Source organism: Pasteuria penetrans (assembly GCF_900538055.1).
In the GTDB taxonomy this organism is placed as follows: Bacteria; Bacillota; Bacilli; order Thermoactinomycetales; family Thermoactinomycetaceae; genus Pasteuria; species Pasteuria penetrans.
In genome coordinates, this window is sequence record NZ_UZAC03000001.1 from 1,281,788 (window position 1) to 1,302,990 (window position 21,203).

Sequence of the window (21,203 nt, forward strand, 5' to 3'; positions counted from 1 at the left end):
CCCTTTGTGTACACAACCCACATTTAGAAAATACTCAGACCCCACTCGCAGGAGAGCTCCCGAAGAACAGCACATCCACCCACACTATTACCCTTTTCATCCAAGGAGGGGCCAAATACACCAACACCCATCCGGCTGGGCACAGAGGCCAAAATCCCGCCCGAAACACCGCTCTTAGCAGGAATACCAACCTTAATAGCAAATTCCCCTGAGGCATTGTACATACCACATGTTACCATAAAGGTTTTCACCAAACGAGCTAGGGATTCCGAAAATAGGAGATTTCCGTGCCTATCGGACCCATACTGCGCCAAACAAAATCCCATATTGGCAAGATCTACACAATCTACCTGAACAGAACATTGACGCAGATACAACTCCAACGTCGCATCCACATCATCAATGAGATTCAACTCCTTCAACAGGTGAGCCAGCGCCCGATTTCGATGAGCGTGGGCCTGCTCCGACTGGTACACGGCTTCTATAGAATCTATTTTATCATTACCGGCCATAGAACGAACCAACGATAGGAATCTCTCCAAACACTCCGACACCGTATTTCCTTTGATCAGGCTACACACAACCATTGCACCGGCATTGATCATTGGATTGAGCGGCTTGCGGGAGGAAAAAACCTCCATTTTATAAATGGAATTGAAAGGATCCCCTGTAGGCTCCATCCCCACCTTAGAAAAAACCTCGTCTTCACCCCTATCAGACAAAGCGAGAATGAGGGAGGCCACCTTGGAAATACTCTGTAGGGTGAAAGGTGTTCTGGACGCACCCGCCTCCCAACAACACCCATCGGCTGTAAGTACAGCAATCCCCAGGGCACCCGGATCCTGCTCTTTCAGCAATGGAATATAGGTTACAATCTCCCCCTGACTACATCGAACGCGGTGTCGGTCCACCAACTGTTGTAGGAACGATGCCTGGATCAAAACGTTTCCTCCCAAGCTTACTACATATGAATCTATTGAATCTACAGAACTCGAAAACAAACAAAGGCTCCATCCCTCCCCCCGAGGATACCCCTAGGGTGAGGATTGCTGGTCTAACAATGTAGGCTTACGCAACCAACGACAACGACATTCAGATACCGACGGCTCAGGGAGCGACGACAAGGCATCCAACAAGATCTTCCCCATGGTTGTCGCCTCCCCATAGAATAGAGATGTCAAATCCCCGTGATCCCAATCGCCCCCTACACCCTCTGCCGCATTCACGATCATGTAAATCCCCGCATAACAGGCACCAATCTCGCGCGCCAGGTACACCTCCGGGACTACACTCTGCCCAATGACATCTGCACCCCATTGCCGATAAGCTCGTACCTCTGCCCGGCTTTCAAAATGACGGCCATCCGTAGTAAGGTAAACACCGTGCTTATGAACACGACGCCTACTACCCGACAAATTTCCAGCAGCTGCCTCGAATAGACATGCACGCAAGGACGGACAAAAGGGATCACGCATAACCAGGAGATAGGGGAGATCGAGAGATACATCGGACCGCTGTGAATGATCAATGTAGTCATCGACAATCACAAAATCCCGCAGTGAGAGGGATTGATGGATGCATCCCACGCCCCCCTCCGCCAGAATCTGCCGTACACCAGCCTCTTTAAAAACCCAAAATAACTGTTGGGAGGCCGTAGAACGACTGACAACCCCCGGTCGCCAACCATGCATACGGCACGATAACACCTTACGATCCCGAAAGGACCAAACGTCCAAATCCGGACTCGCGCCGTAAGGTGTATCCACAACCAACCCCGTTTCCAACATTTCAATCTCTGAATGGGAAAGATCGGACGGAAAATCCATGGAAAATGTACTAGAACCACCAATAATCGCGCAAGAAACCACTGGAACATCGCCTGACAACCGTCCTGCACCTCATTCATCAATTTTTCGAAAACTTTAAAAATGCGTATCTCGTCTTAGGGGTCCAGGAAGGGGAATCGAGATACCGCCAATCCCTATAACGACTCGCCACTGTTTGGGCGTGAACAAGGGGCTCCCCTAATGGATCTATCGCTGTCACAATCGTATTATGGCCCCAAATACCCGCACCCTTCCAATCATAGCAAACAATATCCCCCGGTGCCAATGCCCGTACATCCTCCACCGGATCCACCCGCAGACCACCCTCCGGCCTCCGTACATGAAGAGTACAAAGATACCGGTAGAGGGAATGGGCTACCGTCCATGTCAAACTCCATCGGGGATCTCCCCCCTGACTAGCATACCACCAACCACACCGAGGGGAAAAATTGCAATATTCCATTTTCAATCCCCCTGCATGCAAACACTGGGAAACAAAATTGGTACATTGATTATCCCCCGGCACCCAAAAATCGATATTCGGTTGGTTCCAATGAACTTCTGCATAAGCCACGGCCCGGGATGGACTATAGGTAATTCCCTCTGCACCCATCTCCATCTCGGGCGGAGTAGAAAAGGAAAAAGACTTGAACCACATCCCTCCTTGGAAGGTGGACAGCGGATCATTCGTACGAAAATCCCCCAGTACCACCCCATGGATCGATCTCCGAAATATAAATCCCTGGCATCCTTCTCTCTCTTCTTCCCAGCAATCACCTAAGACCTCATAGAGAGATTGTACGGTGAAAAGAATCAAGAATTCCGAATGCGATGGAAATTGCCGCCCACCCACATTATGTATTCGCAAACTCCGCTTAAGAATTTGAATACCGCGCTTACGCCATAGCCTATGCATTCTATAAATTCGCATCTCCTCCCGCCACAAGGACCTTTGGGCAGTTGGGAGAGCGGGCAAGGCATTCACCAACGGTATACCTATCAACCAGGTTTGTTGAATTCTTACAAGCCAATGTTCTATAATATGCCACCCAATAAAACCTGCAACCATCCCGACTTCCACCCCCAGGGCGGGTCCGGTATCTCACAACCACAGGGAACTAGAATTCCGGTCAGAAACAGAAAACCACACACAGCGCAATGAAATACACCACGGGGGCCGTGGACCCCATCCTGTCAGGAAAACCCAACGTTCCAAACCATTCCACAAGACTCGAATGTGCACCTAAAAGCGGTCCAACAAGGTTACGTCGTATTCACCCTTTCGTCTGCTGTCCTTGCAATACAAAGTCCACACCCAGGACAACCCCTCCCTGTCGTAATCTCCCCCGAGGGGGGATTTTGGACCTTTTGGGCCCCTCTTTCCAGCCGTAACATCATCCCCATACCCCGCACAGGGACCGTAGCCGTAGATCAGGATATGGGATGAAGACCCTATCCGCCCCGAAACGCCTGAGTATCTCCAGGACAAGGGGATATGGGGTTTCATCAAAGAAGCTCACGAAATATACCCCCCATCCGTATTTACGGCGTCGTTTACGAGCCAGATGTGGCACATCATGCACCAGCAGCTTACTCGGACTATACTCGCAGGAAATCTTCTATGGGGGTAAGGTTCCCAAATTAGGATCCGGTCGGTCTTTATTGCCACTTCCCCATCCCATTGCCAAGGGAACCCACTATGAACTAGTGGATCCAACCCCGCAACTGGGGTGTCCTATCCAAGATCTCGGCAAGTCCAGTGAACGAACGATCCCGGGATGAGCCTACCCCTGACGTACTGCTGGGACCTTTACTCCACCTCAAACCGTGTGATTCTGTACTAATGACTCCGCTTTCTTCCCATGCGAACCCCCGTGGGCTTATTGCCTGTTACTAAAAAGCTAGACTACTCTTGTCCTCTGACTCCATCCCATTACAGAAATCCCCCACTACTACAACAAGTGAATAGACCCAACCTCACGACTGGGTCTCTCCTAGAACCATGTGTACGTAAAAGCCTCCATTGTATGGATTCCCCATTACTCAAGTCCATTCTTCCTAGTAGCGAGCCAGTGAACGAACAACCTTGGCTGGTGAAAACCCTACTCTTTCCATGACGCCGGGCTCCATTCCCTTCAGAATTGCGTACCTCTGTACCTGGATCTACTTTGGAACAACCCCGCTTCCTTCACGTACAAACCCCCCGATAGGTTGTTTGTCTGGTACCAAAAGCCGGACAATTCCGTCCCCACGCACAACGCAAATACTGTATCTTCAGCAAGGGGGTCCGGATCCGACAAGTTTCCCCGGCAGAATGCTCCGGCATCATCCGTCCGTCATACGGTTTTCCCGGCAGATCAGGTCTTATGCCCCCACGCAGATTCCGCCGCAAGGAAATTTACTACCCTGCAATGATCCCCCACTGGAGGAGGGGAAGAGTACATCCTAACGGAAACGGAGCAAAGCCCCTCTGGCCAAAAAATCACAACGATTGTTCCACTTCACACTGCTATGTCCTTTAACCTTAATAAAATCGATATGAGATCTGGAATGAAATAAATCCAGTAACTGAACCCACAAATCCTTGTTTTCTACCGCCTTGCCCGTGGAGGTCCGCCAACCATTTTCCCGCCAACGAACGTACCAGCGCTGTTTAAAACAGTTGACCAAGTAAGCACTATCAGAATGGACATGCACCCCAACGCTGGGCGGCAATTTGCGTAGAGCCTCAATCACGGCCATCATTTCCATCCGATTGTTTGTCGTATGGCGTTCTCCTCCTGATAACTCCTCCGGGCCTGTAGCCAGCAAAAGAACAGCGGCCCAACCACCGGGACCAGGATTACCAGAACAGGCGCCATCCGTATAAATATCTACAACCTCCGCTTTTCCTATCGTTTCCTGCCCCCTTTTCCCTGATCCTTCCTTCCATAAGCTGCGCAAAGTCCCTGCAACACTCCCCCAATCTTGTTCGGCTTCCTTCAAACGCGCTGGGCTACGCAACAGGTAAGCGGGGTGATAGGTCGGTAAAAAATATATTCCCTTGAGCTCAAACCCATGTCCGCGAACCGCACTAATACGAATTTTCGTTTTGAAAAATACCTGCGTCGCCACCGCCCCCAACAAAACAACAAGTCGCGGTTGAATGATGGAAAACTGTTGCCAAAGGATGGGTAAGCAAGCCGATACCTCATCGGGAAAGGGTGTACGGTTATCGGGCGGGCGACACTTGATCACGTTGGTAATGTAAATATCGGAACGCGAAATACCTGCGGTGGTCAACATCTCATTCAACAATTGTCCCGCCCGTCCCACAAAGGGACGACCCTGACGATCCTCCCCCGCCCCTGGCCCTTCTCCTATCAACATAAGCTTTGCAGATGAATTACCTTCCCCCAGAACCACACGCTGACGATGGGTAGAGAGACGACAACATGTACAGTTGTGATATTTCGTATGCAAACTCTTAAGATCCACAATCTCTAACTCCCTAGATATTCCAACTATTCCCTTGATTGAATCGTGGAAGAACACAAAAAAGACACCACGAAGGGTGCCCCTCTCCTTGTCACAACAATCGGGATGACAGGATTTGAACCTGCGACCCCCTGGTCCCAAACCAGGTGCTCTACCAAGCTGAGCCACATCCCGCTGATGAACCTTCCCTCCGCATCCCCCACCGACCATGCAAAACCCGATGCCGAAGGTGGGAGTCGAACCCACACTCCACAAGGGAACACGATTTTGAGTCGTGCGCGTCTGCCGATTCCGCCACTCCGGCTCACTCCGATAGCATCTATTATAACAGTAAGGAGCGATGACTGTCAACCACCCTAAACGTATTTTTATCCCAACCCCCACTTCCTGAAATTCCTTCTGGATCCTACCCCGGGCCCCATCCACGATCCCTCCACCCCTACAACTATACAGTGGGGTAACGATATATGAACCTGGAGTTAGGGACTAAAAAAGAACTAAAAAAATGAATCCCATAATCATACCCATCCATTTCCACTCATAACAAAGCAATCCCCATGTGTGGTGACGGACAACAACACAACAATCGCAAATTCCCCTGTAATTCCTACACCAGATTTGCTGGGTTCCCAACATCCCCAAAACGTGTCGGCCCTTTACATTGATTTATTTTATAAATTAAAAAATACAAAAGGTAATGCATATACAAAATAGGGCATTGTACCCATTGTATGCAGAATACGGAGTAATATGTACATAAAGTATTTGTTTGAATTGAATGTAAATTTATGATAGAATGGCGCCGGAGGTGAAAAAAGATGACTAACCTGTCCCGCGGAGATATGATTCGGCAGTGTCTCAGTCTACTCATCCTGTTGTTTACCACTATCCTCTCGCCAGTTTCCCCCTTCCACGTCCATACCCCCGTCACACCACCACCTACTCAATCTGCCGAAAATCACAATTCCCCCGCACCACCACCCGACATCGCCCAGGCTCTCGCGCAAACCTTTGCTGCCTGGACATTTTCCCTGCTGGACGGAGCTTATGCCAACTTGGCTCAACAACATCGCACCATATTAGAAGAAATTTTCAAAAAATTTGGTAAAATACCCCCAGCTGACACCTTCTATCGCCAACTGCTGGTACATCGTGTGGACCCTAACGAAGCTTACCGACTCCGACAAGCTGTGGAACTCTTACTGGCTACCATAGATCAAAAGGAAAAAAATTGTCAATCTCCATGATTTTTTCCCTATTACAGAAAGCCCTCATAACCGATGCAATGACATTCCTGGTCCATGAATCCAACATGAATCTACGCACCTGTCCCCCATACCACAACAAACACAACGGAATGAAAAACCCAACGGGAAGTTCCTTGTCCTTTGCATTCCGCATAGGAGATAACGGGTTCAGCCCAATGCAGGGTTTATCCGAGAGGAAGATTCGCCATCCACTGCCGACCAACATCGACATTGTTCTGGCGCCTACGTTCACCCTACACGACTCCCATTCCCCACTTGATCACAGGAGGACTTCCGGGATGTGTGGAAGGGGAAATCATAGATCCAACCGGGACCCATCGATTCATCTGCAAAGGCCTCTATGATATAAAGCCAAGAAAAAAAGAACCCCGCGCTACACAACGTATAGTACAATCCCGCCCCAGGGAACAACAGCACACCATGGTACCAAGGGGTTCTCTTTAACTCTAAAGAGGGATCAGGAAATATCTCAGCTCTGGAAGGGTATGAATTGCCAAGGAAACTCGGAACCCTAGACGACCACGATCTAAAAATAGGCAACAATCACCCACACCCTCGCGTTTCATCCATTGTACAAACCAATGGAAAGAGCTGCTTTCCATACATAGGAACTACCGCTTGGGAAACCGTCATGGCGGAAAAATCCCATGGTGGTTTTTTTAGACCATTATCTCTTTCTTAATCCTCCGTCTTCCCCACCCAATTATTTCTATGGAATGATTCCACAAAAATTACCTGTGCCCCCCTGCCCCCGTTATATACCTGAAAAAATGTGTAAAACGACAACCCGTTCCCATCCATCCCAAGAGGTGTCTATCCCTCTGTCGATTCGCACAAGGAACAGAGGGGGGGCAAAAAATCACTACCAAACTAGTTCACCTAAAAATAGGGTGAACACAGCGGGAACCCTTGTTTCCAGATTCTCTATGACAGTTGCCCACTCCGCAGAGAGAAGGGACTTCTGAAGAGTCCCCTCATCGGGAAACAGTATCATCAATTGTGAATGGTAAGGAGGGGGATCCCCTTTCGGCATGGCCCTGAATTTCATAACCTCGCCGCCTACTACCCCAGGTACATTATGCACAGAGGGCAAAAAGGTCCCAAAATAATGCTGATCGAATTCCTCTAGGTCGTCAGGTGAATGATGCAGGACCATCAGTTTGACCATTTTCTCCATAAGATATCCCCCCACCCAACCCTTTTAACAGTTCTTCTACCTACTGTCAAGAGTGGAATATAAGTGAGCAAACCATAGGAAACCTTACCCATCCTATCATATCCCATCCTATTCAGGAACGTTAGATCCCCGAAAACTTTGCATACCCCCGTGTTCCCCTCCTATGGATGGTGCTACCGTGGGAGGAACCCATCCGACAATTCCCACCCTGAACACCCGTTTCTAGAATTTGATTCTCCCCCTTGACCTCAAATGAATTCAACACATCATGAGTTCAACAGATATAGTAAGGTTAATTTGATAGTACCTGCTCCCTCATTCAATGCCTCCCCAAGAAATAGATCAGCACGACATTTCATAAATAAACATTTTATTCAGAATTATTACGCATCAATCCATGACCCTTACATCCTGTTGATGAAAAAACTGGTAAGGAATAGTGGAAAATTCCTCCGTCCTTATTGTATAACCCCCCCTTACCCCACAGGAAAAACAGAACAGAGGGTGTCTAACAACAGGGGAATACATTTTTATTTACATAATGTTTATATAATATATTGCACATAATGCTATTTTTACTCATATTGCTCGTTTCCTTATACATACAATATGAATTTACGTGTAAAAGCGTTTCTTCCTCCAGTCCCATGGCTGGCGCGGTTGATATAAGCGAATCTTGGACCTCCCCCGCATAAAATTACATAGTAATAATTTTCGGGTACGGGAGATTAGGGGAGAAAATCCCTCTTGGAGTGTCCCCCTCGTCAGTCACCCTCATTATAGCAGAAGAAAAACTGATGGCCTAATTTTCTGTTCCTTTTTCCATAACTACCAAACCAATGGTCTATGATCTTCGATTCTACAGCAGCCAGGGGACACCCCCCGAGCAAGCAACCGATCCATTTTTCTATACTCGTTGCTTCGTGGTCACCCACTCGCCTGATTCCTGCAGGAACTCCACGCCAAAAGTCTTCTGTTCATGGCAGCATCCCGCTTGAAATGTAAAGTTCTGAACATGGTAACAAACTCCTATCCTCTTTCACCCATCCTCCCATTATACTATTCCATATCCATAAAAACAAAAAAAATATACGAAATAGTACAACGGGAGGATGTAAACTCATGCTCCACGATACTTGCACCTCTCTATCGTCCCCTATTCGCAGGAAAAAAATGAGGAACGATCCCCCAGAGCATTTACCCTAGTTACAAAAATTGGGAATATCAAACCCAACAGGCTGTCCAAACCGTTGGGTATCTAGTCCTGTACGATGAAAACAGGGGAATTTCAGAGGCTTGGACGTGGTTCAGCCAGCTGGGACAATGGCTTTCCAACATAAAAAATAGGGATGAATGGGGGTTCTCTTTAGGCCTTATGTACACGCCCTGTGTACCCGGATAATTATAATATTATGTAAAACATATTCAAAAATTGCACCTTGGGGATGCCGAGAGGTACCCCCGGAAACCCCCCTAGAAAATCTACATACGAACCCAGAGGCAAACCTGGAAACAACCAGATATTTTCGGAATCCAAGACCCGGTACTTCGGAATCCAAGACCCGGTACTTTATGAAGTCACGATTCCACTCTCCAGTCCGAAAAGGGATCATGGGAACGATTTTAGCCGCAAAGTTAGGTACGCCCACGACTCAATTCATCACAGAAGTCGAGGGGAAGAACACGGTACATTTGGCCCCCCATCCCCATCGGAATCCATAAACCTCTATCCAATAGCCCACTGAATCACCCCTACGATTCCATCCAAAACAAACCCCGTAGAGGATTGCAACCACTGGCCAATTTGATTTCCTAAACCCATTTCCACTGGGGGAGGATCCCCTGCCCTAGAAAATTCCTCAATGGGTTCCCGTAAACGATCCCCTTCATGCCTAGGTAGATATTTCCTAATACCCCCCTCTATTGGCAAATTCATAAGTTGTGATGTACCCTCCAGTCCCCTGGATGCTTGTATATTTTTCTCCGTCACTTGCATTCCCCATGCGGTACCAATCCCGAGTAAAACAAGCAAGGCTATCACCTGGGACAAATAGCGTGCCATTGTAACTCTACCTCCCTGAATACGACTCTACCTTAGTAAATTGAACATGATTCCGCAAAACATCGGCCAATACATCCATGGATCGATAGGCCTCCCTGAAATTGTTATCCACTCCCCCCACTTCTACGAGGATACTATGCGGAGACATGGACTGGTTGTATTCCCCATTGGCAACCATACTTTTCCTCTTCACAAGAACTCCTCTCGACAAACCCTTACACACTTGATTGATACTCCGGTGCAATCCCTCTGCCAGGCGGATATTTTGATGGTAATATTTACTATCCCCTCCCACAATGAACAACAAACGGGCATACGTATCACTACCGCATTCGATGGTCGTCTTATCCCTTCGCTGGGAATCGCGATGGATATCAACCAAATAAGGGATATCACCGTATTGCATCAAAATCCCCTTAACGAGTCTGCGTGAAGAATCGTAAGCATCCCTTACACCATAAGTACGATAGGTAGTAAACGCCCCTACCCCTATCTTTTCCAATTGACCCGCCAAATATTGCCCCACCCGTGTTATATTTTTATGTACATGACTAGCCCCCCGAGGATCTGTTTTCTGTAACTCTGGTAAATAGGACTCCCAAAAATGTGTATGATAAATCAATACCTGTTTACCCAATCCCTGCTGTGGATGGGGATTGCTGACGATGGGCCCCGGATTTCTCTCCATTTCCTTTGAAATCTCCCTTTCTACCTCCTCAGGAGGGAACTCTTCGATAGGAAGGGAACCATAATCAACATCCTCACTAGCTACATCAATTTCACTGTCAAATAGAGAGAACATAGGCAATCCCTTCCCGAGAAACGTACGCGGGTCGTGCAGATCCAGCCCAGCCACCATAGAAAATGCTGCCTGTAGGGAACGATCCCCCCACCCACACTGAGCTAGGGCATGACCCATACCCCAGAGAATGGTCTCATTCGATATACGTTTGACTACACTATCAAGCCAGGAAAACTTGAACCCATCCTTTCTTCCCATAAGAAGAGGGAAACAGGTACCAAGCAACAATAGGGCACACAGCCCCCCGATCAGTGCAACCCATTTTTTAGAAAAAAAACATTTCCACGTCCGTGATCCTTGACAAAAATGAGCCGGCTTGGCCAACGTTCTGATCCCCCACTTCACGGTGATCTCCCATTCCACCCTATGTGATATCCCACAGGAATAGAATGGAAGAAATGCGAAAACGGGACGGGGGATTCTCTACCCAACCAACTAACAAATCGTATGCGAGGCGAGATTGTCCAAATGGACTGCGGCATGGAGGGTGCAGTTGAGGCTATTAGCCACAATACGCGCCATGGTGCCAATGAAAGCATCCGTTTCCTTTGGTGTCACCCACAAATTATGACCCAAAGGAGACAGCACCTCCTGAATGAGCTGGCGCTGCTCCACACTGGAGAGTTGGCCCAGTAATCCCATCCATTTCTCCCTATTGGAATCCTTTCCGCCGGGGACCTGCTGTTGGAGATGACCCAGAACAGCCGTCATAGAATCATAAGCAATCGTAGCGGCATCGACCACCGTAGGTACGCCCACTGCCATAACGGGTACACCTAGAACCTCCTCATTGAGTGCCTTACGACGATTGCCCACCCCACTCCCGGGATGGATACCCGTACTCGTCACCTGAACTGTCGTATGAACACGGCCCAACGCGCGGGCGGCCAGGGCGTCAAATACAATGACCAAATCGGGCTGAACACGCTCCACAACACCCTGCACAATCTCACTGGTCTCTACCCCGGTAATACCCATAACCCCAGGAGACAAGGCACTGACGGGCCGATAACCCTCCGCAACGTCGTCAGGAGAAAGCTGGAAGAGGTGACGAGTAACAATGGCATGGCGCACTACATGAGGACCAAAGGAATCAGGGGTCACGTGATGATTCCCCAAACCCACCAATAAGCAACTTGCATTGGGCTCCACATTCAATTCGGATAAAAATTTATCAAATTGTTCCACAAAAATTTCCGTTACCCTACGTTCTATCTCCGGATTCGGGTTTCGTAAAGAAGGGGCCTCCAACGTAAAGTACACACCAGACTCGCGACCCATCAACTTAGCCGCCCTATCCCTGTCGATCCACAACCAATGCATGCTAATGTCATCCACTTCATCTACCTGTACACGAACCCCGTCCAAATCCCCTTCCAATAGTTCGGCTTGCTTCTGCTGGAGCAACATATCCTCATAAGCCTCACGTGCTAGATCAGTACGTATCATAGTTTCATCTGCCATAATAATTTATTCCCCCATCTTTTTTCCTCTATCCTGTTCCCATGCTACCCAGTTTGCACAGAGTATCGAATGGAAATACATGCCAACCACGAGGATCACCCTCATGAACATTCACTTGATCCCCTCGTTGCACTATGATAAATTGAGTTGGTTCCTCCTCATGTTCTGAGGCCTCCATGAGTACGAAGAAGGATCTCTCATGGCCTTCTTTTTCATGAGAATAATCCTTGCTGCTCATATCATTGTTTCTATAGTAAATATTAAATTATTATTTATATATAAACATTGTTTTCCACACCTGTTGATATTGTAGTGTACCTATCTAGTATCTGTGGTATTAGCACAGGCGATGGTGATGAGGACGGTCACTGTCCCACATTATTTTCCCTATTTTTCCGTAGTTTCATGATATAATAATGTTTGTAAAAAATACCATCATCCAATGAATAGACATGAGATGGGAAGCGATTTCGTTCCTGCACTAGAACCAGTCATCCGTATTGGTTCCCCCTACTGTGCTCCGGAATATGAAACCCAACCGTCATTGGTCCAAAATACCCAAGTGTACCTAGGATTGAAGACCCTTCCTGGTGAAATACTGAATCCCCATACCCGGAATCCACTGTTCAAATCATGGCAGAGGTGTGGGTTCATGATCCATTGCAATCCCCTGAAAAATTTTCATAGCAGGGGGCTTGGGAAAACGGTACTCACGAGATCCAGTAGGAAGACGGGTCCGAATGTAAAGCGAAGAACCCACAAAGCCCAATGGGGCGGGAAACTCGCAATAAGGACATGGAGCCTCGTGAAACCGAATAAACAATGGGACATATGGGGGAGGAAACCCCCACGAAGGAATTTCGTCGGGGGTGTGTCCCATAAGCTGTATAAGCAATGAAAGTTGCAATCGGTTCTTCATGGCTGGTTGGTGGATGCAACAGGCTCCAAACCACCCAACGATACTGGTTTTGGGTTAGAATCCCCATCGGGTGTAGGGATCAGAGAGCCCAATGGGAGTGGAGAAACCATTCGAGAATGCATCGAACGGAACCATTCATGTCGAAACCGAGGTATGGGCCGGCACATCGGGGGAAGTCGCAAAAGACGACCACTTACGATCCGAGTTGCATGCAGTGTACAAGATGGAAAAAACCTAATCTAGGCGGTCTTTGTACAGAACTTGAGACGTCGCCGTCGTACGGACGCCTGGCCGTTGCCAGGCGCAATAAAAGCCAGAACAATTGAGAACAACTCCGTATACAAAAGAGGACCTTAGTGGGCAACCCACTTGGGGGATCACGAAAACCTCAGATCTCCATAATCGAAGTAGAACTTGAATGGTTTGGGGATTGGGATGGCATGGGAAGAGCTGTATCATAGAAGGCTATTGTGTACGGTTCTCATGAAAAAATTGGCCGGGGTACCCCCTACCCGACAACAACAAAATAGGTAGGAATACCCCGCCGGAAAGAGCGTCCATGTGCGGGACAAAACGAGTCGATTTCCCCGAAAAGGGAATAGGAAATTTCCCCCATGGCAAGTATCGAAAATACGACCAGAGTGGAGGGTCTGAAGGAAGAAGAGTTCCATAGGCAAAAGGGTTTTCGAGCAAACACAAAGAGAGTCGGTATAAGCCCGTCATCCTCCCTACTAGACCCTCTGTGTGGGCCCAGTAGGAGAAACCTATTCCTTATCTGAATCCCCAGATAGTGCTGAAGTAAAAATATTCTCCTAGTTATGCATGCCTGACGAATAGTTTTATTTTAAGAAGGTTGTCCCATAGATACTAGAGGGGAAAAAACGGAAGGATCGGGACGATGACCGTTTCGTCCACCATTGTGTGCGTCCAAATCCAAAACAAAGGACTACCGGGAAGAGAAAAAATATAGAAAGTTCTAATTTGGATGAAAATAGTAATTTAGAGACAAACTAATTCTTATCCATTGATTAAAATCAAGTATTATGTTCATAACAAATATACTACGAAATGGCGGAGGTTATTTCATGTTCAGCCAGAGATCGAAAAGGTTCTGGTAGAAGAAACCCTGCGAAAATTTTTTATTCCGGTTCTTCTTCCCAGGCTAAGGAAGAACACTCGATTTTTGTCCTTCACAAGTAGTTCGATCGAAGTTCATTCCCTTGATTTATTGCTTAATATAAATTGTAAAATTTCATACACAAAAGGATAAATTTGCAATATCAATCTACTTGTGAGGTTCTGGTTCCTAACTCAAACAGTACAGAGTTTGTCGTATCATATCCCCATGAAATCTTTTTTATATTTATTTAGATATTATCATTTATTATTTTCATTGAACATAAAAAATCCATCTTTCATCCATCTCCATTGTTATGTTTGGAAACAACAGGGCTATCAAAGCCTAGAAATAGCGGGGAATTATAAGGGAAAGAGAACATCGAAAAGGATCTCAACGTCCCCATACATAAGTAACATGGGATTCCGAAGAGGGAACCCACGCCCTAATCCGAACCATCCACCCAATGGATCTCACACATCCCCCGTTTCATTCGGGCCCGGATGGGCCTGTCTAGTAAAAGAAATCCCGCTTTACTAATCGATTCCTCTATAACTTGGAACAAGCCGGGTGGTTCTGCTATCTACGCGGTCGGTTTCCATAGCTGAACACCCCCTCCCTATCCATGCCAGGGGCCCCCCCTTGTAAGAAAGATACAGGGGGAACAGAGAATCATAGAACAAAAGACCCGCTATGGTGCAAAAGCCTCCTACACAATAAACATGGCGTCCAGTAGAACCCTAAGTTGGGGGATGAAAATCAACAAATGGGGGACCTACAGAGGAAAGGAAGAAAAAAATATTCCCTATGCTTGCCCTCCTTGCCCTCCTTGTCCCCCTGTATTCCTCCATTATTCAGAGGGCAGTTGTTTCCATCCGGGAACTCAGAAAAGAATCCTATTGGTATATCAAATGACCAGGGAGGGATTGCCCACAAAACTCTACGGTTCTGCTATGAGTGGGATTTCGGGAAAAATCCTCCAAAGACATATTGCATACCCTAAGACGAACCGGATCCTCCAGAAATGGAGATTTAGAAACAACCCCCCCTGATTGTGAAACAAAAATTCAGGAATATGGCCCCATCTCATCCCCAGATACCGGGTTGTTTTATGACCCATCCTGCAGAACCCCCCACAACGGGCGTTTGGGTCACTCTGAAAACAATTTCGCCCTAACTCAACCCCACCACACTCGTAGTTCACTAGCTATTCATAACGGTCCTGACACTGTTTAGGTCCCGAATCCGAGTTTTCCTGATCACCCGTTGGTTGATGGCCAAAACTGTTTTCATTGCGGATAGCCCCTGCTTCCATAGGGTTCATACGTACCCTATAAAGAAATTTTCTGATAGATTCTTCACAGAATGGAAATTGTAGGATAGAATGTGTACAATAGGACCTCGGTCCTAACATATTCTCTCTGAATTGAAGCTTTCTGTTCTTCACGAAAGAGTGAACAGGAAAACTCATGGCCTGTTTCCTTCTGAATTTTTATAAAATTTTTATATGGGAGAAATGAACAAGGGACTGGACAAAAAAGTGCAGTAAACACACGGTTTTGTTTTTATGTAATACAGGACTGAGGCAAAAGCAGAACCACCCCTTCGATCCGTACCTACCTAAACAAATTATTTTGTTTTTAAAAATATTTGTTCAATGGATAGTAGGGGGTGAAAGACAACGCGGTTAGGATAGCAACTGCCTCCGTCACCGCTATTTTCGCTAGTACCGTAATACTAAATGCAAGACATTATCAATATTCATGTAAGCATTGTCACGAAAAATACCTTGCAAACGTTAGAATATTTCCCCAAAATTATGTTCGGAAAATTTACATACGAACTCGGGGGCAGCCACCCTCCGTACAGAAAGATTGGGTCGTCCCCGGATTATGTATGAATACAACAAAGAGCTAGATATCCTTTCCTTCCTCGGGATTCTTGCTGAGTCAAAGGAAAGGAGTTGAACAGGAGGCATTATGTGCGGTTTTGTGGCGATTCATCAGTGGGAGGAATACGTGAAAGAAGATGAGCTGCGGCTCATGACGGAGGCTATCGCACACCGGGGTCCTGATGATCAGGGTTTTCTTATTGATCGACGTACAGGGTTCGGCTTCCAACGGCTGAGCATCCTAGATCAACAGGGTGGGCGACAACCCATGGTGAATAAAACAAGGGATCTGTGGATTGTCTTCAACGGCGAAATCTATAATCATGCGAGTCTACGCAGGTGGTTAGGGGATCAAGGGTATAACTGTACCACCCGTTCCGATACGGAGGTTATCCTACGTCTTTACGAAGCCGTGGGACAAAAAGCCCCACGCTATCTGCGCGGTATGTTTGCCTTTGTTCTGTGGGATGGATTACATAATCGGTTATTCGGTGCCCGTGATCCCTTTGGTATCAAGCCCCTCTGCTACACCCACAACTCAAGGGGTGTGGCCCTTTCCTCAGAGACTAAAAGCCTATTGATGTACCCCCATGTACCCAGAGACATCAATCCCCTCTCCGCCTATCACTACTTTACCTTCCAATATGTCCCCGAACCAGCCACCATGTTCACACATATTCACAAGGTCCCCGCGGGCTGCACCTTCGTTGTCCGCTGTGACGGTCTACAGAATCATACCCCAGTTATCGAATCCTACACCTCCCTGGAGCTGACTCCGGACGAAAGCATCCCGCTCGAGGAACATATCACCTCCGTCCGATCGGCTCTATTTGACTCAGTGAAGGTACATCGCCAGTGCGATGTGTCTTACGGGAGTTTTTTATCTAGCGGCATTGATTCCGCCTGCATTGCAGCATTATTACGATGTTATGGACCCCTACACACCTTTTCGGTGGGTTTTTCGGTACCAACAGCTAATGAATTGGAGCCTGCTAGACAAATCGCAAATTTTCTAGGAACAGAGCATCATGAAATGATCATCACCTCCCAAGATTTTATGGAAAATTTATCTCGTCTATCGTGGTACTTTGATGAACCCGTGGCTGATCCCGCCGCTATACCCCTGTATTTTGTCGCGCAAATGGCCCGACGTTACGTCAAGGTAACACTCTCCGGTGAGGGAGCTGACGAACTATTCGGTGGCTACGGAATCTATCGGGAGCCGCACATGCTACGGGTTATTACATCTATGCCGAAACGTTTTCGACGCACCCTAGCCACATACGCCAATCGACTACCCGAGGGCTTATATGGCCGCGGCTACCTCCTACGGGGGAGCACACCGCTGGAACAACGTTTCATTGGAAATGCCCGTATTTTCTCTGAATCCATGAAAAATGAAATTTTCCGTACAGATTTCCTCCCCCCCGAGGAATACGGAGGGCCACAGGACATAACAAAACCCCTCTATGCTAGCACCCATAAGCTAGACGACGTAACGCGTATGCAATTTATCGACATACATACGTGGCTACGTGGTGATATCCTCGTAAAATCGGACAAAATGTCTATGGCTCACTCCCTAGAAACACGGGTCCCCTTTCTTGACAGTGCCGTGTTTGCCGCTGCAAAACGTATTCCCACCCAGTACCGAATTCGTAATGCAACAACGAAATGGATTTTGCGCGAGGCAATGCGCTCCTATTTACCTAAGGATGTCATACAACGCCCAAAACTCGGATTTCCTGTCCCACTGAATCCCTGGCTAAAGAATGATTTGCACGAGTGGGCACTGGACCTATTAACCAATTCGAAATCCAACCCTATCATCGATACGGGTTATGCTCTCAAGCTATTGGATGAGCATTTCCGTGGTAGAAAAAACCATAGCAGGGCGATATGGACCGTGCTCATGTTTCTACTTTGGTATTCCATCTACGTTGAACAACTACGGACCATTGATCTAGGAATGTCCCCACGACAGAATTTCGAACCCCTTCCTCTCCCCATAGGGGGATTGAAAAGATCGCATCCCGAATGCGGTGTTACTTCCGGGAATTAGGTAATTTTAGATTCCCCAAACTGCCCATGAACTGTCCTCCAGGTTTTTTCGGATCAGATCATACGAGAAGATCCCATGTGGGATGGAAAACGAGAGGAACCATCCGGGGGAGAGGGACCTCCACGGGGGGAGTACCCAATAGGAGGTATACGAACCTGGACCCCTCCTTGCAAAATATTTCAAGCGGGGCGGAAGAACTAAATTATAAACCCAACAAAGAGATTAGCATGCAGCTTCCAACGAAGGGAAGGCGGGTTCAGTGTGGACTCAAGGGGGTCCCTAGGGGGCTTGGTGGGAAATAACAGATACCTAAGCAGGTATATTGCGTGCCGGGAAAGAAATAATAGTAATAGAAGGAAATATATATGTAATGGAAGTAATTTATATTTTACTATATATAAGTAATTAGTTAACTAGTAAAAAAATAAATGCTGAAACGATCCATCCGATGACGCAGAAAAGACAAAAAGGAATCTCCAGGGACTGACACCAAATTCAGGATACGACCAAAATCCCCCTTTGAAAAAAATCCATTGATTCCATTTTCACAACGGGGTACAATAGGCATTGGATTGTAAGCGGGGAAGATGGGAAAGAGAAAGGAAGGTGGGGAAAGAATGGCCAATACAAAATCAGCTACAAAGAGGGTTCGCACGTCAGAAATACGTAGAAAACGTAATGTTTCCAAACGTTCAGCCATGCGCACCGCTATAAAAAAGTGCATACTTGCCATTGAATCTGGAGATGTCCAGGCCTCCAAGGAATTGTTGCACGAGAGCGTGAGTAGGATCGACAAAGCGGCAAAAAAGAGAATCATTCACTCCAACAAAGCAGCACGTTATAAATCGCAATTAGCGCGTCGTGTAGATCAGTTGTCCAAATCTGGTTAGTGTATAAAAATATAATCATCGCATAATAGAAAAAACCTGTGCCCTTCTAGGCACAGGTTTTTTTGCCTACATATGAAGGATATGAACAACCCCCCTCATTTTCCCTCCGCAAAAATGAGGAACGATTCCCTGCATTATTTACAATATTTGAAAAATTCGGTATACCAATAGAGCAAGCTGCAGGACGGCTGGGTATCTGGTTCCCCACGACATTGCAAAACGGCGTGATCGTACAATTTCGTGGGGAGAATGTCCTACTTCATATCATATTTTATAATAAAATAATTAGTAAATAATAACATTCCACTATACCGGATCTTCAGACCCTGATGGACACGAAATCGGAAAGGCCTAGAGGGATCCTATTTTTTTATGATGAAGAAAAAAACTGTTCGCATCCCTCAGTAGGAGAGGATTGTACAATCGAAGTCCATACCAAAGCTACGGCATTATAAGGAATTATCAAAATTACGTAATGTTTGTACGATACAACCAGCATCTTCGGAAACAGAGTGATAGGGAAAAACATAAAGCTTCATAAAAATATGTCCCTACAAGTATTCCTAATGAATTTTGCCTTTTTATTCTATATATAATTATGAAATCATAAGTATATATAAAAAATATATTATATATTATAAAATATTGTGGCAAAATAAAAACTTTTGTCATATTATGTTAATACGTTAAAAATAACTAATATACCAAAACATTTTTATTTATAAAATAAAAATTAAAGAGAAACATCACAAGATTTCCTTTCTAATAATCATCAATGGGGTGATACAACACCGTGATCATGAATTATAATCCACCACGATTTTCTACCAAACCAACAAATCCGCCAAAACCAACAGGGCCAAAAAAGACAACAAGTTCGAGAGGATCAACAGGTCCGGTAAAACCAACAAAACCAATAAAAATAATATGTCCGACGGGACCAACAAGACCAACGGGGCCAACAGGACCAACAGGACCAACAAGTCCTACAGGGCCTACAAGTCCTACAAGTCCTACAGGGCCTACAAGTCCTACAAGTCCTACAGGGCCTACAAGTCCTACAAGTCCTACAAGTCCTACAGGGCCTACAAGTCCTACAAGTCCTACAGGGCCTACAAGTCCTACAAGTCCTACAGGGCCTACAAGTCCTACAAGTCCTACAGGGCCTACAGGGCCTACAAGTCCAACGGGACCAACAAGTCCAACGAGTCCCACAGGACCAACAAGTCCTACAGGACTAACAGGTCCTACAGGACTAACAAGAACAGTGAAAACATTAGGAACACAGAGCCCAGCAAAATCAGTGGGACCACTGGGATCGGCAAAGATGCCGAGGGCACAGGGACCAGCAGCAGGATCCATGGGACCACCAAAATCGGTAGGAACACCAGAAACACAGAGACCCGAAGGACCAGTAGGGATACAAAAAACGGAGGGACCTATAAAACCACAGGAATCAGTGGAAACACAGAAACCAACAAGACCAGTGGAGCCGCAAGAACTGGACCGGCAGAATCCTACTATGGGTGTGAATTCCTGAATGAGCCTTTTAGGGGATATTTCCGGATCCAAAGGGGAACCTCTTAAACCCGAATGATTGGGCATGTCCTTACATGAGGTACCCAATCAGTCTTTCCAGACATTGACCCGGGGGGGAGGGTGGGTTCCCGAAACCCCACCTCCCCTTATCTCCTCCCCGTTTGGCCCCTCTTCTTACTCGAATTTCAGAGGTTCCCGTGTGTACTCCGCCGTCCTACGGGCCATCCCCACGATTGCGTTCCATCACGTGCATACATTTCCCCGGGGGTCTCTTCAGGTATTTTCTGAAGGATTTACCCTACCCAAAGGGGGTTCCCTCTAAATTCTAATCATCAAAATAAAGATCCCGTTCCAATTCCTGTTTGCATTCATAAAGTTGGCTGGCCATCTACATTGCTTTGCTGATAATCGAAGCAACCCAAATTGGGAAAGTCATCCACTCATCTGTTTCTTGATCATACGAACGATTCCATCACTGATGACCCTTTCCCTCATAGGGTCTGCACACGTCCGACGAGGATATCTTCTGGATTTTCCTTCACAAGGGGGAGCAGATAAGGCGGGGTGTATAGAACAGATCATTGGTAGTACCACTCTCTATTCCATATTTTTTATAATTACATGAAATGATATACATAGGATTCGGTTGCCTGTCCCTACCTGTACCGAATCATTTTCAGGGATACAGAAGTACATAATAACAAAACAA

At 46.8% G+C, this 21,203-nt stretch carries 17 protein-coding genes and 2 tRNA genes; 6 read left to right on the forward strand and 13 right to left on the reverse strand.

What is annotated here, in order from left to right:
- Window positions 1–23: 23 nt before the first annotated feature.
- From glsA to PPRES148_RS05300, 3 genes are all read right to left on the reverse strand, one after another.
- Window positions 24–941: a glutaminase A gene (gene glsA, locus PPRES148_RS05290; RefSeq protein ID WP_149453558.1), complete on the reverse strand. Its 918-nt coding sequence runs from the start codon at window positions 939–941 to the stop codon at window positions 24–26.
- Window positions 942–1,034: 93 nt separating this feature from the next.
- The gene (locus tag PPRES148_RS05295) at window positions 1,035–1,886 is read right to left on the reverse strand and encodes an MTAP family purine nucleoside phosphorylase (protein WP_246142907.1); all 852 of its coding nucleotides are present in this window, start codon (window positions 1,884–1,886) and stop codon (window positions 1,035–1,037) included.
- Window positions 1,887–1,905: 19 nt separating this feature from the next.
- Window positions 1,906–2,895, reverse strand: a complete 990-nt coding sequence (locus tag PPRES148_RS05300) for an amidase domain-containing protein (RefSeq protein ID WP_149453559.1) — start codon at window positions 2,893–2,895, stop codon at window positions 1,906–1,908.
- 374 nt (window positions 2,896–3,269) lie between these two features.
- Between PPRES148_RS05300 and PPRES148_RS05305 the strand changes: the two genes are divergently transcribed.
- On the forward strand, window positions 3,270–3,608 hold the full coding sequence (locus PPRES148_RS05305; protein ID WP_149453560.1) for a hypothetical protein: 339 nt from the start codon (window positions 3,270–3,272) through the stop codon (window positions 3,606–3,608).
- Between the two features lie 663 nt (window positions 3,609–4,271).
- On the opposite strand, the gene rnhA is transcribed toward PPRES148_RS05305, so the two are convergent.
- The 3 genes from rnhA to PPRES148_RS05320 form a co-directional block, all read right to left on the reverse strand.
- Complete coding sequence (gene rnhA, locus PPRES148_RS11175; protein WP_223127966.1) at window positions 4,272–5,303, reverse strand: ribonuclease HI; 1,032 nt, start codon at window positions 5,301–5,303, stop codon at window positions 4,272–4,274.
- A gap of 100 nt (window positions 5,304–5,403) precedes the next feature.
- Window positions 5,404–5,477, reverse strand: a tRNA-Pro gene (locus PPRES148_RS05315).
- A 47-nt stretch (window positions 5,478–5,524) separates the two neighbouring features.
- Window positions 5,525–5,607, reverse strand: a tRNA-Leu gene (locus PPRES148_RS05320).
- A gap of 514 nt (window positions 5,608–6,121) precedes the next feature.
- Here PPRES148_RS05320 and PPRES148_RS05325 point away from each other — a divergent pair.
- On the forward strand, window positions 6,122–6,550 hold the full coding sequence (locus tag PPRES148_RS05325) for a hypothetical protein (protein WP_149453561.1): 429 nt from the start codon (window positions 6,122–6,124) through the stop codon (window positions 6,548–6,550).
- Here the strand turns inward: PPRES148_RS05325 and PPRES148_RS11180 are convergent.
- The 6 genes from PPRES148_RS11180 to gpr form a co-directional block, all read right to left on the reverse strand.
- A complete protein-coding gene (locus PPRES148_RS11180) occupies window positions 6,510–6,803 on the reverse strand; it encodes a hypothetical protein (RefSeq protein WP_223127967.1) in 294 nt (97 codons plus the stop codon). The two genes, PPRES148_RS05325 and PPRES148_RS11180, sit on opposite strands and share 41 nt — an antisense overlap.
- 630 nt (window positions 6,804–7,433) lie before the next feature.
- Window positions 7,434–7,748 (reverse strand): EthD family reductase, encoded by a 315-nt coding sequence (locus PPRES148_RS05330; RefSeq protein ID WP_149453562.1) that lies wholly within the window; start codon window positions 7,746–7,748, stop codon window positions 7,434–7,436.
- A gap of 764 nt (window positions 7,749–8,512) precedes the next feature.
- Window positions 8,513–8,683, reverse strand: a complete 171-nt coding sequence (locus tag PPRES148_RS11190) for a hypothetical protein (RefSeq protein ID WP_187820651.1) — start codon at window positions 8,681–8,683, stop codon at window positions 8,513–8,515.
- A 791-nt stretch (window positions 8,684–9,474) separates the two neighbouring features.
- On the reverse strand, window positions 9,475–9,810 hold the full coding sequence (locus tag PPRES148_RS05335; RefSeq protein WP_149453563.1) for a hypothetical protein: 336 nt from the start codon (window positions 9,808–9,810) through the stop codon (window positions 9,475–9,477).
- A gap of 7 nt (window positions 9,811–9,817) precedes the next feature.
- On the reverse strand, window positions 9,818–10,936 hold the full coding sequence (locus PPRES148_RS05340) for a stage II sporulation protein P (RefSeq protein ID WP_149453564.1): 1,119 nt from the start codon (window positions 10,934–10,936) through the stop codon (window positions 9,818–9,820).
- 111 nt (window positions 10,937–11,047) lie between these two features.
- Window positions 11,048–12,076: a GPR endopeptidase gene (gene gpr, locus PPRES148_RS05345; protein ID WP_149453565.1), complete on the reverse strand. Its 1,029-nt coding sequence runs from the start codon at window positions 12,074–12,076 to the stop codon at window positions 11,048–11,050.
- 1,016 nt (window positions 12,077–13,092) lie between these two features.
- On the opposite strand from gpr, the gene PPRES148_RS11200 reads away from it, so the two are divergent.
- The 4 genes from PPRES148_RS11200 to rpsT all read left to right on the forward strand — a co-directional run bounded on the left by PPRES148_RS11200 (window position 13,093) and on the right by rpsT (window position 18,955).
- On the forward strand, window positions 13,093–13,233 hold the full coding sequence (locus tag PPRES148_RS11200; protein ID WP_187820654.1) for a hypothetical protein: 141 nt from the start codon (window positions 13,093–13,095) through the stop codon (window positions 13,231–13,233).
- 376 nt (window positions 13,234–13,609) lie between these two features.
- On the forward strand, window positions 13,610–13,774 hold the full coding sequence (locus tag PPRES148_RS11205) for a hypothetical protein (protein ID WP_187820655.1): 165 nt from the start codon (window positions 13,610–13,612) through the stop codon (window positions 13,772–13,774).
- A gap of 2,317 nt (window positions 13,775–16,091) precedes the next feature.
- The gene (asnB, locus tag PPRES148_RS05350; protein ID WP_149453566.1) at window positions 16,092–18,065 is read left to right on the forward strand and encodes an asparagine synthase (glutamine-hydrolyzing); all 1,974 of its coding nucleotides are present in this window, start codon (window positions 16,092–16,094) and stop codon (window positions 18,063–18,065) included.
- A gap of 587 nt (window positions 18,066–18,652) precedes the next feature.
- A complete protein-coding gene (gene rpsT / locus PPRES148_RS05355) occupies window positions 18,653–18,955 on the forward strand; it encodes a 30S ribosomal protein S20 (RefSeq protein WP_342779835.1) in 303 nt (100 codons plus the stop codon).
- Window positions 18,956–19,759: 804 nt separating this feature from the next.
- Here the strand turns inward: rpsT and PPRES148_RS12905 are convergent.
- Window positions 19,760–20,527, reverse strand: coding sequence for a hypothetical protein (locus tag PPRES148_RS12905; RefSeq protein ID WP_281289930.1), 768 nt, complete (start codon window positions 20,525–20,527; stop codon window positions 19,760–19,762).
- Window positions 20,528–21,203: the final 676 nt, after the last annotated feature.